11 protein-coding genes are annotated in these 15,228 nt (G+C 74.0%); 8 read left to right on the forward strand and 3 right to left on the reverse strand.

Going from position 1 to position 15,228, the window contains the following annotated elements; translation table 11 throughout:
• The first annotated feature begins 189 nt into the window (after positions 1 to 189).
• The 4 genes from ACZ3ZE_RS10885 (at position 190) to ACZ3ZE_RS10900 (ending at position 5,610) form a co-directional block, all read left to right on the forward strand.
• The gene (locus ACZ3ZE_RS10885; protein ID WP_467258450.1) at positions 190 to 2,145 is read left to right on the forward strand and encodes a SpoIIE family protein phosphatase; all 1,956 of its coding nucleotides are present in this window, start codon (positions 190 to 192) and stop codon (positions 2,143 to 2,145) included.
• A 137-nt stretch (positions 2,146 to 2,282) separates the two neighbouring features.
• On the forward strand, positions 2,283 to 3,344 hold the full coding sequence (locus ACZ3ZE_RS10890; RefSeq protein WP_361178208.1) for a PucR family transcriptional regulator: 1,062 nt from the start codon (positions 2,283 to 2,285) through the stop codon (positions 3,342 to 3,344).
• Positions 3,345 to 3,459: 115 nt separating this feature from the next.
• A complete protein-coding gene (locus tag ACZ3ZE_RS10895) occupies positions 3,460 to 3,987 on the forward strand; it encodes a hypothetical protein (RefSeq protein WP_361178210.1) in 528 nt (175 codons plus the stop codon).
• A gap of 75 nt (positions 3,988 to 4,062) precedes the next feature.
• The gene (locus tag ACZ3ZE_RS10900) at positions 4,063 to 5,610 is read left to right on the forward strand and encodes a flotillin family protein (RefSeq protein ID WP_467258452.1); all 1,548 of its coding nucleotides are present in this window, start codon (positions 4,063 to 4,065) and stop codon (positions 5,608 to 5,610) included.
• Between the two features lie 31 nt (positions 5,611 to 5,641).
• On the opposite strand, the gene ACZ3ZE_RS10905 is transcribed toward ACZ3ZE_RS10900, so the two are convergent.
• Positions 5,642 to 6,967 (reverse strand): NAD(P)/FAD-dependent oxidoreductase, encoded by a 1,326-nt coding sequence (locus ACZ3ZE_RS10905; protein WP_467258455.1) that lies wholly within the window; start codon positions 6,965 to 6,967, stop codon positions 5,642 to 5,644.
• 198 nt (positions 6,968 to 7,165) lie between these two features.
• Positions 7,166 to 9,433, reverse strand: coding sequence for an RICIN domain-containing protein (locus ACZ3ZE_RS10910; RefSeq protein WP_467258458.1), 2,268 nt, complete (start codon positions 9,431 to 9,433; stop codon positions 7,166 to 7,168).
• Between the two features lie 309 nt (positions 9,434 to 9,742).
• Here ACZ3ZE_RS10910 and ACZ3ZE_RS10915 point away from each other — a divergent pair, with 309 nt between their 5' ends.
• The 4 genes from ACZ3ZE_RS10915 (at position 9,743) to ACZ3ZE_RS10930 (ending at position 14,350) form a co-directional block, all read left to right on the forward strand.
• The gene (locus tag ACZ3ZE_RS10915) at positions 9,743 to 10,747 is read left to right on the forward strand and encodes a LacI family DNA-binding transcriptional regulator (RefSeq protein ID WP_361622940.1); all 1,005 of its coding nucleotides are present in this window, start codon (positions 9,743 to 9,745) and stop codon (positions 10,745 to 10,747) included.
• Complete coding sequence (locus tag ACZ3ZE_RS10920) at positions 10,747 to 11,391, forward strand: TetR/AcrR family transcriptional regulator (RefSeq protein ID WP_361178221.1); 645 nt, start codon at positions 10,747 to 10,749, stop codon at positions 11,389 to 11,391. The genes ACZ3ZE_RS10915 and ACZ3ZE_RS10920 overlap by 1 nt, the downstream gene beginning before the upstream one ends.
• Before the next feature lie 125 nt (positions 11,392 to 11,516).
• Complete coding sequence (locus ACZ3ZE_RS10925; RefSeq protein ID WP_467258461.1) at positions 11,517 to 12,890, forward strand: GH1 family beta-glucosidase; 1,374 nt, start codon at positions 11,517 to 11,519, stop codon at positions 12,888 to 12,890.
• A 158-nt stretch (positions 12,891 to 13,048) separates the two neighbouring features.
• Positions 13,049 to 14,350, forward strand: a complete 1,302-nt coding sequence (locus ACZ3ZE_RS10930; protein ID WP_467258592.1) for an MFS transporter — start codon at positions 13,049 to 13,051, stop codon at positions 14,348 to 14,350.
• A gap of 29 nt (positions 14,351 to 14,379) precedes the next feature.
• Here ACZ3ZE_RS10930 and ACZ3ZE_RS10935 read toward each other — a convergent pair whose 3' ends face one another.
• Entirely contained in the window at positions 14,380 to 15,219 is an 840-nt protein-coding gene (locus ACZ3ZE_RS10935; RefSeq protein ID WP_361178225.1) for a bestrophin-like domain, read from the reverse strand.
• Positions 15,220 to 15,228: the final 9 nt, after the last annotated feature.

The following is a 15,228-nucleotide window of genomic DNA, read 5'->3' on the forward strand; positions in this document are numbered from 1 at the left end:
ACGGCACCGGGGCGAGGAGCGGGGTGGATGGAGCGGGCGGGCGAGAGTGCGGGGCAGGTGGGGGCGGAGATGGGGCCCGATGCCGGGGCCGGAGAAGGAGCGGGCGGAGGGACGGGAGACGGGGTGGGAGACGGGACAGGAGACGGGGTGGGGAGTGGAGTCGGGGGTGCCGGGGAGCTGGGGGAAGCCGTGCTCGATGCCGTGTTCACCCAGTCGGCCGTGGGTCTGCACGTGCTCGACACCGAGCTGCGGGTCGTGCGCGTCAACCCGGTGGCCATGGGGATGCGCGGGGTGCGCGAGGAGGATGTCGTCGGGCGTTCGGCCGCCGAGGCGTACGCGTTCCTGGGGGTGACCGTCGACGAGGGCGTGCTGTCCGAGGTGCTGGCGACGGGGAGGCCCGTGCGGGACGCGCTGGTCCGGAGCCGGCCGCCCGCCGACCCCGGCCGCGAGCACGTCGTGTCCGTGTCGGTCTACCGGCTCCACGACGACGCGGGCCGGGTGGTGGGGCTGGTCGCCACCTCGGTGGACGTGACCGAGCGGGAGCGGGCGAACGCCCGGCTGCGGCTGCTGCACGAGGCGCGCGAGCGGATCGGGCGCACCCTGGACGTCGAGCAGACCGCCCGCGAGCTGGTCGACGTCGCGCTCGACGGCCGCTTCGCCGACGTGGTGGTCGTGGCCCTGACCGACGCCGTCCTCCAGGGTCAGGATCCGGAACTCGCCGGTACGGAGGGCATGTTGATGCGCTGTGCCGCCGTCGGGGCCAGGGACGCGGGCCGGCCGGCGCCGACGCCGGGGTGCGTGCTGCTCCCGGGTCTGTTCGGCGACCCGTTCCCGGTCACTCCCGCTCTGGTGCCCGCGGCGGACTCCGTACGGCTGGTGGCGCCGCTGGCCGTACGGGGGCAGGTGTTCGGGGCGGTGTCCTTCGAGCGGCTGCCGGGCACCGAGCCGTTCCTGCCCGCCGACCTCGACCTCGCGCACGGCATCATGACCCGCGCCGCGACGGCGCTGGAGAACGCGCTGCGGTTCACCCGCGAGCACGTCGTCATGACGGCCCTGCAGAGCTGGCCCCTGCGCCAGGAGCGGGAGACCCAGCGCGCCGCCGAGATCGCCCAGCGCCGCCGGGCGGGCGGCACCGGTGCCGGCTCCTGGTGCGACGCGCTGCCGCTCCCCGGGGCCCGGGTGGCCCTGGTGGTGGGGCAGGTCGAGCACCCGGGGCCGAGCGCCGTCGCCACCATGAGCCGGCTGCGGACCGCCGTCCACAGCCTCACCACGCTCGACCTCGACCCGCACGAGCTGCTCGCCCGCCTGCACGCGACGGTCCTCCGACTCGCCCGCGAGCAGGGTGACCCGCAGAGTGACGCGCCGGGCGACCCGCGCACCGCCGACGAGCCCACGGCGCACTGCACCTTCGCCGTGCACGACCCCGTCCACGGGCGGCTCGACATCGCGCGGGCCGGGGCCTCGCTGCTCACGATCGTCCGTCCGGACGGCTCCGTCGACACCGCGCCGCTCCCCGAGGGGCCGCCGCTCGGCGAGGAGGGGCCGCCGTTCGCCAGCGTCGGCCTCGTGCTGCCCGAGGGCAGCACGATCTGCCTCGCCTCACCCGCCACGTCGCGGGAGGAGGGCCCGACCACCGCCGAGGTCGTCGCCGCGCTCGCCGAGCCGGACCGCGACCCGGAGGCGATGGCGGACGACGTCGCCGCGCTGCTCTCCCCCGACCGGGTCCTGCTCGTCGCCCGGACCCGGCGGCTGCCGTCCCGGGACCTCGCGGTCTGGCCGGTGCCCGCCGAGCTCCGGGCCGTCGGACCCGCGAGGCGGCAGGCCGAGCGGCGGGTGAGGGAGTGGTGGCCGGACGCCGACACGTTCCCCGTCGAGGTCGTCGTCAGCGAACTCGTCACCAATGCCGTCCGCTACGGCACCGCGCCGATCACCCTGCGCCTGGTCCGGGGCGGGACGACGCTCGTGTGCGAGGTCGACGACGCCGCCCTGACCGCGCCGCACCTCCGCCACGCCAAGGCCGTGGACGAGGGCGGCCGCGGCCTGCACATCACCGCGGCGCTCGCCACCGGCTGGGGCGTGCGGTACCGGGAGGACGGCAAGACGGTGTGGGCCGAGCTGGACCTCCGGCCGCCGGGGAGCGGTTAGCGGGACACGGCCGCGGGCCGCCGGCCGCGCACCCCTCGACAGGCACCGCCCGCCCCCGTGCCACCCTTGATCACCGCGCCCCGGAGCACCGTCGAAGGGCGCGGACGAGGTCGCGGACGGGGTCACGGGGAGGGGTCATGGCGGAACGGATGCCGGTGGAGGAGTACCTGGAGGGGTACGTCGAGGTGCTGGCCGGTGTCTGCGCCACGGGCAGGCGGCTGACCCGTGAGGAGCTGGAGGCGCTGCGGGCGCGCGGGGAGCGGGCCGCGGAGGCCGGGCTCGGGCTGCGGTTCCTCGTACGGGCCCATCTGTCCGCCGCGCGGCAGGTGCGGCCGGGCGGGGCGCGGACCGACGGCGACCGGCTGCTCGCCGCCGTCGAGCAGGCGGTTGACGCGTTCGCGGAGGGGCACGAGCGGGCCCAGACCCTGGCCGTACGCCAGGAGGAGGCCGCGCGGCGCGAGTTCATCGACGATCTGCTGTACGGGCGGAGCGATCTGGGGCGGCTCGCGGAGCGGGCCGAGCGGTTCGGGCTGCTGCTCTCGCACGCGCACGCGGTGGCCGTCGCCCAGGGGCCGGAACCGTACGCCGACGGGTTCCCGGTCTCCCGGGCCGTCGAGTCCTCGCTGTTCGCCCGGTTCGGCGACCGGCGGGTCCTGCTGACCACGAAGGACGGGCGGCTGATCTGTGTCGCGCCCGCCGACGAGCCCGATGTGCTCGGCCACTTCGCCAAGCAGGCGTACGCGGCGACCGACGGCGGCCTGGTCGCCATCGGGCGGGCGCATCCGGGTCCGGGCGGGGTCGTCCACTCGTACGAGGAGGCGCTCAACGCCCTCGACCTGGCCGCGCGCCTGGGGCTTGAGGGGCCGGTGCTGCACGCCGCGGACCTGCTGGTCTATCCCGTCCTGACGCGGGACCGGCAGGCCATGGCCGACCTCGTGAGCACCGTGCTCGGTCCGGTCCGGCAGGCCCGGGGCGGTGCACGGCCGCTCCTCGACACCCTGACCGCGTACTTCGACAGCGGGTGCGTCACCACCGAGGCGGCCCGCCGCCTGTCGCTGAGCGTGCGCGCCGTCACGTACCGGCTCGACCGCATCCACCGTCTGACGGGGGTCGATCCCGCCGACCCCACGCAGCGGTACACGCTCCAGACCGCCGTCATCGGCTCCCGGCTGCTGGGCTGGCCCGAACGGGAGCTGTGAGGCGGCATCAAGAACGCGTAAAGATTGCCGGACTCCGGCAATGAATCCTCCCCCGGGTCGATGAAACGATTCCCCCGACGACAGGCAGCGCACCGCGGCCGAAGGGGGCAGAGGCATGGCATGGTTTCTCGGTCTCGGCATCGGCGGCCTCGTGCTGCTCGTCCTGAGCCTGCTCCTCGACGGGGTGCTGGAGAGCGTCCTCGACGGCTTCGGCGGGGCTCTGGACGGACTCGGCGGGGGACTCGACGGGTTCCTGTCGTTGCCGGCGATCGCCGGTTTCGTGTCGGCGCTCGGGTTCACGGGGGCGATCGTCCTCGGGACCACCGGTCTGGGGGCCGTGGGCGCCACGGGGGTGGGGGCCGGCGCGGGCGCCGTCGTCGCGTGGGGGGCGGGCCGGTTCAGCCGGATGCTGATGCGCGACGCCGGCGCGGCCGCCCCGAAGGGCGCGGACCTCACCGGTAGTTCGGGGTCCGTCGTCACCGCCATTCCGGCCGGCGGCTACGGCGAGGTGCTGCTCCGGCTCGCCGGACAGCCGGTGAAGTACGCCGCGAAGGCCGACGCGCCCGTCGCGCGCGGCGCCGAGGTCTGGGTCGAGGGTGTCCTCTCGCCGACCTCCGTCACGGTCCGCCCGGTCGAACGCTGACGGCTGCCGCGCACACCACCGCCCTCTCCTCCCCCGCCTGTTCCGTTCCGTTCCGCTCGAAGGGGGTCTCTCGTCATGAGCCCTGTCCTCTTGTCCGTCGTGGGCATGGTCGTGCTGCTCGTGCTGCTCGGTCTCGTCGTCATCACCCGGTACAAGGTCGCCGGCCCCAGCGAGGCGTTCATCGTCACGGGCCGCCGCGGCAAGAAGTCCACCGACCCGGACACCGGGCAGGTGTTCACCGACAACAGCGGCCAGAAGGTCGTGGTCGGCGGCGGCGTCTTCGTCATCCCGTTCGTGCAGCAGAAGTTCAGCCTCGACCTGTCCAGCCGGCACATCCCGATCGCCGTGCGCGGCGCCGTCACCCTGCGCGGTGTCAAGGCCAACCTGGACGGGGTAGCGATCGTCAAGGTCGGCGGCACCGAGGACTCCATCCGCGCCGCGGCCCAGCGTTTCCTGATGCAGCAGGACGGCATCGTCGGCTTCACCCAGGAGGTGCTGTCCGGCGCGCTGCGCTCGATCGTCGGCCGCATGTCGGTCGAGGACATCATCCGTGACCGGGCCGCGTTCGCCGGGCAGGTCGCCGAGGAGGCGGAGGCGAGCCTGTCCGGGCAGGGTCTGGTGCTCGACGCCTTCCAGATCCAGGACATCACGACCGAGGGCTCCTACCTGGAGGACCTCGGCAGGCCGGAGGCCGCCCGCGCCAAGCAGGAGGCCGACATCGCCGAGGCGAGCGCCCGGCGGGCGGCCGAGCAGGCCCGGCTGAAGGCGGAGGAGGAGATCGCGGTCGCGCAGCGCACGCTGTACCTGCGGCAGGCCGAGATCAAGGCCGAGACCGACGCGGCGGCCGCCCAGGCCAACGCCGCGGGCCCGATGGCGGAGGCGGCCCGGCAGCAGCAGATCCTGGCCGAGCAGGAGAAGGTCGCCGAGCGGCAGGCCGCCCTGACGGACCGGCAGCTCGACACCCAGGTCCGCAAGCCGGCCGACGCCAAGCGGTACGAGGCGGAGCAGCAGGCCGAGGCGCAGCGGGTGGCGCGGGTCAAGCAGGCGGAGGCCGAGCGGCTGGCCGCGATCGCGGCGGCCGAGGCGGAGGCCGCGCGGTCCCGTCTGACCGGTGAGGGCGAGAAGCAGCGCCGTCAGGCGCTGGCCGAGGCCGAGGCCATCGAGGGGGTCAAGCGCGGCGAGGCCGAGCGCGCCCGCCGTGCCGCCATCGCGGACGCCGTACGCCTGGAGGGTGACGCGGAGGCCGCGGCCATCGCGGCGAAGGGCGCGGCCCAGGCCGAGGCGATGCGGAAGCAGGCGGAGGCGTTCGACCGGTACGGGGACGCGGCGATGCTCCAGATGATGGTGGAGGCGCTGCCGCAGATCGTCGCCAAGGCGTCCGAGCCGCTGTCCGCCGTGGACAAGCTGACCGTCATCTCCACCGACGGCGCCGGCAGCCTGGCCCGTACCGTCACGGACAACGTCGCCCAGGGCATGGAGCTGCTCTCCTCCACCACCGGCGTCGACCTGGCCTCGCTCCTCCAGGGCATCTCCCGGCAGAAGGCGGTACCGGCCCAGGCGGCCCCGGTGCCAGGCCCGGCGCCGACGCCGGTCGGCAACGGGGTCATCGAGATCACCGACTAGCCCGGGGCCGCGGTCGGGCGGGCGGCGGGTGTCATGCCGCCGCCCGCGCGACCGCCCGCCGGTGCCTGAGGTTGATCGCGGCGGCCTTCGCCAGGATCGCGGGGTTCAGGAACCGGAGCGGGCCGATCAGGCGGGAGGCGAACAGGTACATGTGCCGGGCCATCGCCTCGTCGCGCGCCGCCGCCGAGAAGACCAGGCGTTCCATGGGGTTGAACGGCCGGGACGAGGCGAAGTCGGCGGCGATCTGCTGGTGGCCGCGGAGCCGGCGCTGGTGTCCTCGGGCGTAGGACTCCAGGGCCTTGTCGAGGGCGCCGAAGGCACCCCCGGCCGCGCCCGCGCCCGTATCCCCGCCCGTTCCCGTGCCCGGCGCGCCCCCGCCCGCCACCGCCGGAGCGATCGCGTCCGTCAGCCAGCGCGCCGACTGGAGGGCCCAGCCGCAGCCCACGCCCCACAGGGGGTCGCCGGTGAGGGCGGCGTCGCCGATGAGCGCGACGCCCGGCGCGGCCGGCTTGCGGCTGTGCAGCGGGTAGTCGACCGTGCCGACGATCTTCGAGACGCGCTCGGCGGAGTCGATCGGCGGCGCGTCGGGGAGGCCGCGGACGAAGGAGAGGAAGCTGCCTTCCAGGTTCTCCCGGAAGGCCGGCAGCCGCTTCTTGTCCGGGAGGACGGCGAGGGCGGTCACGCCGTCGTCGTTCGGGAAGGCGTACGCCATGTCGGGCTCCAGGAACCACGTCTGGCCTATCCCGCCCTCCAGCGGCAGGTTGCGGAAGTGCGCGAGGTAGCCGAACCGGCGGTTCTCGTGCCGCCGGGCGGGTATCCCGGCGAACTTCGCCACGGCCGAGTCCTTGCCGTCGGCGCCGACGACCAGGCGGGCCCGGATCTCGCGCTCGCCGTCGGGGGTCGACACGCGCACCCCCGCGGTGCGCCCGTCCTCTTGGAGCAGCCCGGTCACCTGGTGCCCGAGGAGCAGGTCGACGCCGGGGGGCTCGGCCGCGCGGGCCCTGATCATCGGGTCGAGGACGCTGCGCCGGACGTTGTACGCGTACGGCAGCTCGGGCCCGCCGGGTGCGGCGCGCGGCTCGATCCATCCCCAACGGGTGTACCAGCGGGCTTCGTTGCGGACTGCCCCGGCCTTCTCCAGGGCGGGGACGAGTCCGATCTCGTCCAGGACCGGGTAGGCGTTGGCGGTGATGGAGTGGGTGCAGAGCACCTTGTACGCGGCGGGGTCCGAGCGGCGTTCCAGCAGGGCGACGCGGACCCCGCGGCGGGCGAGCAGGATGGCGGCGGCGCTGCCGGCGAGGCTGGCGCCGCTGATGACGACGTCGTAGGCGGGTCCCGCGCCCTCAGGGCTGGTCATGCGCTGATCGCTCCCTTCGGGGTGTGGTGCCGTTCATGGGAGTGGCACGGTGCCACGACTGTCAGGCACATGCCCAACTATAGGGAGGGGAAGCGGGAGTGACGGGTGATCAGCGGACGCCATCGGCGCGCCGATCACCGCGGGCGGAGGGCCAGTGGCCCCGTACCCCCGGCGGTCGACGCGCCGCGCGTCCTCGTCTCAGCCGATCGTCCACTGCTGGCGTGAACTCCCCGTGTCCGCCTGCTGCGTGACCGGTGAGCCGTCGGCCGTGGTCGCCGTGGTCATGAGCAGGCCGCTGCCGACCGAGGCCAGCGTGTACGCGCCGTTCGCCAGGCGGGTGGCGGTCCAGCGCTGGTTGGGGCCGCCGTGGCAGGTCCACTGGATGACCTTGGCGCCCGCGCCGGCGGATCCGCTCTCGACGTCGGCGCACTTGCCGGAGTGCCCGTTCCTCAGCTCGTAACTCCCGTCGGTCTGGCGGGTGAAGGTCCACTTCTGGTTGGTGCCGCCGTTCGCGGTCCAGGTGATGAGCTGGGTGCCGTTCGCGGTGCTGCGGTCCGGGTCGTCGAGGGCCTTGCCGCCGGTGGTGACGGTGTGGACCCCGTCGAGGGAGCCGCCGCCGGGGACGTCGCCGGTCGCGGTGAGCGTCAGGGTCTGCTCACCGGCCGTGCGGCCGCCGCCGACGGGGCTGCCGGTGGTGTCGGTCCAGGCGCGGACGGGCGTGGTCTCGGCGGTGCGGCTGGTGTCGCCCGAGAGGCCGAGGACGAGCCCGCTGTAGCGGTTGACCAGCTTGTACGTGCCGGTGGGCGCGTTGTCCGCGGCGGCGGTGCCACGGCTGACGAACCACTCCTGGCCGGTGGTGGAGCCGCCGGGGCCGGCCGGGGTGACCGTGGGCTTCGTGCCCCAGGCGCGGCTCGTCAGGTCGGTGGCGGAGACGCCGAGGAGCTGCCCGGTGGCGGCGTTGGCGATCCGGTAGGAGCCGTCGCCCTTCGCGGTGAAGGTCCACGATTCGAGCGCGGAGCCCGTGGCGGCGGCCACCGAGGTGGTGGCGGAACCGCCCTGGACCTGGGCGAGGACCCGCCCGGCGGCGCTGCCGATGCGGTACGCCTTGGTGGTGTCGACGGGGGCGGCGGGCGCGCTCGTACCGATGCTCAGGTTGACGTACTCGCCACTCGCGCCGCCCGAGCAGCCGAAGGAGCAGTACGCGCGGAAGTCCTTGCCGACGGTCCCGGAGCCCGTCCTGCTGCCGCTGTCGAGGAACCAGCGGTACCAGGACGCGGTCTTGTATCCGCCGGTGTCGCCGAGCCGGAACCACTTCTGGGTGGTCAGGTCGTCGGTGGCGTACAGCTCCTGCGGGGCGTTGCCGCTCTGGTCGATGCCCTGCGGCTCGCCGATGTAGAGCCCGAGGTACGCGTTGTACGTGATGTCCATGACGAACAGCGGGGAGGTGGCGGGCGCCAGCCCCGCGGCGACCTGCTGGCCGACCGTGCCGCTGGTGGACGGGGAGTACTCCTTGGCCGTCGGGACGTATCCGGTGGCGCTGCCCGCGCCGACCGGGACCATGGTGCTCTCGCGCCCGCCGACGCCGGCCTCGGCCCAGGCGCCGCCGTACCACTTCTTCCAGGAACCGGGGGCCATCTTGCCGGCGATGGGGGCGCGGGCGACGTGCCCGTAGAAGGCGCGCCAGCTGCCGCCCTTGTCCACGATCCGGGAGCCGTAGAAGACGTAGAAGTAGCCGGACGCGGTGTCGACGAAGAGCCGCGGGTCACCGGTGCCGTAGTGGTAGGTCTGCTGCGGGAAGGCCGCGGTGTCGCCGCGCTTGGTGCTGTACGGCGAGGTGATGACGTGGTCCTTGACGGTCCAGGTCTTCCCCTGGTCCTTGGAGACGGCGTAGTCGATGCCGTCGTAGTGGAGGCCGTCGGCGAAGGGCTGCGGGGTGAACTCGTTGTGCACGAGTCCGTACCAGTCGCCGGTGTCGGGGTCGACCCACAGGCCGGTGAGGTCGCAGTAGTTGCGGTGGGCGTAGCCGCTGCCGGCGGGGGCCTGGGTGGACTCGACGCCGGTGGGGCTGTTGTCGCAGCGCCATGTGGTGTCGTTGTTGCGGTCGTTGGTGTTGGCGGGGTTCACCGCGTCGCTGAGGGTGCCGGAGCGGTTGGCGGTGTCGAAGTTCGTGCCGGTGTAGAAGGTCCAGCTGCGCCCGTCGTTCGCGCCGTAGAGCGCGTGGGCCTGCTGGTAGTAGAAGGTGCCGTCCTTGTCGAGGTACGGGCTCGCCGGGGTGTCGTCCGGGCGGGTCCAGGAGCCCTTCGCGCCGACGGTGACGGTGTACGTGGCGGCCGACGGGACGGCCTGGGGCGCCGGGGCCGCCGGGACCGCCGAGGCGGCCGGTGTCGCCGCGAGCGAGCCGCCGGCGGCGACGGCCAGTGCCGCCGCGGCGAGCACGCTCACGAGTCTGCTGCGCGGAGCTTTCACGAGTACTCCTCGGGTGAAGGGGTCAGGTCGGTGACGCGACTCGCGGTGCTGAAGCCGGGATGTTATCGATGCCAAGCGGGCCGGACTTCGTCCCGCTTTTCTCCACAACGACGGTGCTGTACAGGGCGGTTAGGCCCCCCGGCGATGGCCGAAACTATGGCAGAGACTGTTATCGATGCCAACAGTCGGCGCCGACCCTCGGCGCCGACCCTGGGTGCCCCCGGGCCCGGGGCGCTACCATCGGCGGCGGACGGCGGGAGGGGAACGATGGGCAGACGGAGCACGGTGGAAGGCGCACGCCCACCGGGGATGGCGGATGTCGCCCGGGTCGCCGGGGTCTCGGCGCAGACGGTGTCGCGCGCGCTCGCCGGGCACCCCCACGTGCAGGAGCGGACCCGCGCGAAGGTGCTGGCCGCCGTCGAACAGCTCGGCTACCGGCGCAACAACGCCGCCCGCGCGCTGTCCTCGGGGCGCAGCCGCACCCTCGGGGTGGTGACCCTGCAGACCAACTTCTACTCCAGGGCCGCCGTCACGACGGGCATCGAGAACGCGGCCCACGCGGTGGGTTACGCCATCAGCACCGCCACCACGACCTCGCTCGACACCTCCGCCATCGAGAACGCGCTGTCCCGCCTCGCCGAGCAGGACGTCGAGGGGATCATCCTCTCGGTGCCGCTGATCCACAGCAGCCCCCGGATCGAGCAGCTCACCCGCTCCACCCCCACCCTCACCACCGACGGCTCGCGCACCGACGCCACCGCCGTCGTCGCCCTCGACCAGGCCGAGGCCGCCCGGATGGCCACCCGGCACCTGCTGGACCTCGGGCACGAGACGGTCTGGCACATCGCGGGTCCCGACGAGTGGCTGGAGGCGGGCCTGCGCCGGGACGGCTGGCGGTCCGCCCTGGAGGCCGCGGGGCGCTCCGTACCGCCGCCGCTCGAAGGGGACTGGACGCCCGCGTCGGGCTACCGCAACGGCCTGGTGCTCGCCAGGATCCCCGACGTCACGGCGGTGTTCGTGGCCAGCGACGAGATGGCCTTCGGCGTGGTCCGCGCGCTGCACGAGGCCGGCCGGCGGGTGCCGGACGACGTCTCCGTGACCGGCTTCGACGACATCGAGCTCGCCGCGTACTGCTCGCCGTCGCTGACCACCGTCGCCCAGCCCTTCGAGGAGATCGGCGCCCAGGCCGTCACCGATCTCCTGCGCCGTATCGCGGCCCCCGGCTCCCTTCCCGAGCCGCGTTCCGTCGCACCCCGCCTCGTCGTGCGCGCGAGCACGGCGCCGCCGCCCCATCGGACGACCGGAAGCACGTGATGACGGAAGCATCGGAGCCGCGCCTGCGCAGGCAGCCGCGGCAGGCACGCAGCCGGGCCCGGGTCGAGGCCATCCTCGCCGCGGCCGACCGGATCCTCTCCCAGGAGGGGTACGAGGCCCTGACCATGCGCCGGGTCGCCGAGGAGTCGGGCGCGCCGGTCGGCAGCATCTACCAGTTCTACGCCGACAAGAGCGCCGTGGTGGACGCGCTCGGGCGACGCTACCTGGAGGGGTTCGAGCGGGCGATCGACGACCTCGTCGAGCGGGCGCTCGCGGACGAGCTGACGGACCTGGTCGGCACGATGGTCGACGTCTACGCGGACCTGTTCCGCGCCCAGCCGGGCGGGATGGCGCTCTGGGCCGGGCGGCACCTCAGCCCCGAGCTCGCGCGGGCCGACGAGGCGAGCAACGCGCTGGTCGCCGCGGGGCTCCAGCGCATCGTGGAGCACCTGACCGGAGGCCCCGGCGGGGAGCCGGCGCGGCGCGCGACCCGCATGGTGGTGTGGGCGGCCAACGCGGTGCTGCACGAGGTGTTCAAGGGCGGCGGGGAGCCGGACCGGGAGACCGTGGACGAGCTGAAGCGGATGCTGGACGTCTACTGGGCGGACCTGCGCCGACGCCTGACAGAGGCGGCTCGGCCCTGAGGGGAGCGGCCTCGCCGGCGCGTGCGCATCCGTAGAACATGAACAAGGGTTCATGTTATGTTGCGGCCCGCCGCGCACCCCCGCGGCCGAACGTGTGCGACTCCGCATCAGCGCGATGAAGGCAGGTGCCCGTGACTCCGAGCTCCACCGACCCCACCCGACTCCCCACGTTCCCGGCGGACTTCGTCTGGGGGGCGTCGACCGCCGCGTACCAGATCGAGGGCGCGGCGGACGAGGACGGCAAGGGCGCCTCGATCTGGGACACCTTCGTACGCCGCCCCGGAGCGGTCCGCGACGGGCACACCGGCGAGGTGGCCTGCGACCACTACCACCGCTTCGGTGAGGACGTCGCGCTGATGCGCCGGCTCGGCCTCGACGCGTACCGCTTCTCGCTCTCCTGGCCGCGCATTCTGCCGACCGGTGCGGGAAAGGTGGAGCCGCGCGGTCTCGACTACTACGACCGGCTGGTCGACGCCCTGCTCGACGCCGGGATCGAGCCCACCCCCACCCTGTTCCACTGGGACCTGCCGCAGGCCCTGGAGGACGAGGGCGGCTGGCTGAACCGTGACACCGCCCACCACTTCGGCGCGTACGCGGCCGTGGTCGCGGAGCGGCTCGGCGACCGGGTCAAGCGGTGGATCACCCTCAACGAGCCCTTCGTGCACATGTCGTTCGGCTATGCCTTCGGCGTCCACGCCCCCGGCCGCACCCTCATGCTGGACGCCCTGCCCGTCGCCCACCACCAGCTCCTCGGCCACGGACTCGCGACCGCCGCGCTGCGGGCCGCCGTCCCGGACGCGCGGGTCCTGGTCGCCAACAACTGCACCCCGGTGCGGCTGCGTTCCGACGCCCGCACCGACGCGGACGCCGCGGCCGCCGAGGCGTACGACAACCTGCACAACCGGCTCTTCAACGACCCGCTCCTGCACGGCACTTACCCCGATCTCTCGGCGTACGGGATGCCCGACCCGACCTGGGGCGGCCTGGTGCGCGACGGCGACCTCGCCACGATCGCCGCCCCGCTCGACGGGCTCGGCGTCAACTACTACAACCCGAGCTGGATCACCGCCCCCGTGGACCCGTCGCTCGGGCTGCCCTTCGACCTGGCCGAGTCCGAGGAGCCGTACGAGCGGACCTCGTTCGGCTGGCCGGTCGTCCCGGACGGCCTCACCGAGCTGCTCACCGGCCTGAAGGCCCGCTACGGCGACGCCCTGCCGCCGGTGTGGATCACCGAGAACGGCTGCTCGCAGCAGGCCGGGACGGACGACCAGGCCCGCGTCGACTACCTCGCCGGCCACCTCGCCGCCATCGGCCGGGCCATGGACCAGGGCGTCGACGTGCGCGGCTACTTCACCTGGTCCCTGCTCGACAACTTCGAGTGGGCAGAGGGCTACCACCAGCGCTTCGGCCTGGTCGAGGTCGACTTCGCCACCCAACTCCGCACCCCGCGCGCGAGTTTCGAGTGGTACCGCGCCCTGATCGCCGCCCAGCGGGCATGAGCGAGGGAGCCGGGATGGCCGACGCGGGGGGCCCTGGAGGGCCGAGAGGCAGGGGGGACGCGGGGGCGGGGGCCGGAGCGGGCGCGGAGGCCGGGGCGGACCTGGTGGCCGGAGCGGGCCCGACGGCCGGAGCGGACCTGGTGGCCGGAGCGGGCCTGGTGGCCGGAGCGGGCCTGGTGGCCGGAGCGGGCCTGAAGACCGGGCCGGATCCGGCGGCCGGGCCCGGTGGCTCCGCGCTGCTCGGTGAGCCCACCGTCCCCGTCGGGGCCGGGTGGACGGTGGGGCTGTCGTTGGCCACGCTCGCCGTCTTCATGGCCTTCATGACCCCGATCCAGATCCTGCTGCCGCTCCAGCTGGAGCGGATCGACCCGCAGGACAAGAACACCGCGCTCTCGCTCGTGACCGGGCTCGGCGCCCTCGTCGCCGTCCTCGTCAACCCGCTCGCCGGGGCCTGGTCGGACCGCACCACGAGCCGGTTCGGCCGGCGCCGCCCCTGGACACTGGGCGGCGCGCTCGCCGGGGCGGCGGGGCTCGTGTTCACCGCCGGTCAGCACACGGTCGCCGGGGTCGCCGTCGGCTGGTGCCTGGCGCAGGCGGGCCTGAACGCGATGCTGGCCGGGGTCACCACGCCGATCGCCGACCGGGTGCCGCTCGCCCAGCGCGCGCAGGTCTCCGGCTGGACCGGCCTCATGCAGTCCATCGGCCTCGTCCTCGGCGCGCTGATCACGACCCTGCTCGTCACCGGCGTCGGCTCGGGCTACGTCACCCTCGCGGTGCTCACCGTCGCCCTGGCCCTCCCGTTCGTGCTGCGCCACGGCGAACCGGCGCTGCCCCGGGCCCTGCGCCCCGCCTTCGACGCCCGCGCGTTCGCGAGGTCGTTCTGGGTCAGCCCCCGGCGCCACCCGGACTTCGGGTGGGCCTGGCTGAGCCGATTCCTGATCAACCTGGGCAACGCCCTCGGCACGCTCTACCTGTTCTACTTCCTCGCCGACGCCGTCCACTACGGCGACCCCGGCACCGGCGTGCTGATCCTCACCGGGGTGTACACGCTGAGCGCCGCCGCCACAGCCATCCCCGTGGGTGCGTTCTCCGACCGGGTCGGGCGCCGCAAGGCCTTCGTCGTCGTCTGCTCCGTCGTGATGACCGCCGCCGCGCTGCTGCTCGCCCTGCTCCACACCTGGCCGTCCGCCCTGCTGGCCGCGGCCGTCCTGGGGGCCGGGTACGGGATCTACCTCGCCGTCGACCAGGCCCTGGTGACCCAGGTGCTGCCGCGGGCCGCCGACCGGGCCAAGGACCTCGGCGTCATCAACATCGCCAACTCCGGCCCCCAGGTCCTCGCGCCCGCGCTCGCCGCACCGGTCATCGCCCACCTCGGCGGCTACACCGGTCTCTACATCGCCGCGGCCCTGGTCATCCTCCTCGGCGGCCTCCTCGTCACCCGGATCCGCGGCGTGGCCTGACGGACCCGCCGCCACCCGGCCGTCACCGGTTACGGGCTGCCCTGGCCGCCCGCCCGGGCGGCCGGGTCCGCGGCGGCCGGCTGACTCCAGTACGGGGCGAGCGCCCCTTCCTTGTACGGGGCGGGGCTCACGCTGAGCTCGCCGGCGAAGGGGCGGTCGAGGACGAAGACCAGCAGCAGGCTGAAGCCGACGAGTCCGGCCACGGCGGAGACGAAGAGCAGCTGGATGCGCAGGCGGCGCATGCCGTACAGGAAGGTGAGGGGGATGAGGACGATCGCGCCGCCGAAGGCCAGGACCTGGAGCAGCGGCGGGAGTTCCTGCTCCGCCATGGTCAGGCGGGCCCGGCGCTGCCCGGCGACGTCGTTGAGGCGGCCGACGGCCTCCTCGTAGAAGACCTCCTCGCGGGCGGTCTTCGGCTCGTACGCCTGGAGCGCGTCGAAGACGGTCTGCAGCTTCTCACCCGTGGCGCCGTAACTCGGCTGCCCCGCGCGCATCCGGGGCCACTGGTCCTCCACGACCGCGTGGACGTAGCCGCTGAGCGCGGCGTCGACGTCGGCGCGGACAGGGGCGGGGAAGGCGGCGGCGTCCCGGGCGATGAGCGCGACGTCGGTGGCCTCGGTCGCGACGATGGTCTGCGTGCTGTCCAGCTGCGTCCAGAGCGTGACGATGACGAAGGCGAGGATGATCCCGTAGATCGCGCCGAACATCCCGAGCGTCACACCCACCATCTCGTTGTGCTCGCCCTCGGCCAGCGACGGGTACCTGCGGCGGGCCAGCACGCTGCCCGCGACGGCCAGGGCGATGGTCCCGCCGACGGTGACGACGGTCAGGGTGAAGGTGCTGAAATGATTGAGCAGCCAGAGCGACATGTGCGGGAA

The organism is Streptomyces sp. NPDC023157 (assembly GCF_055560575.1).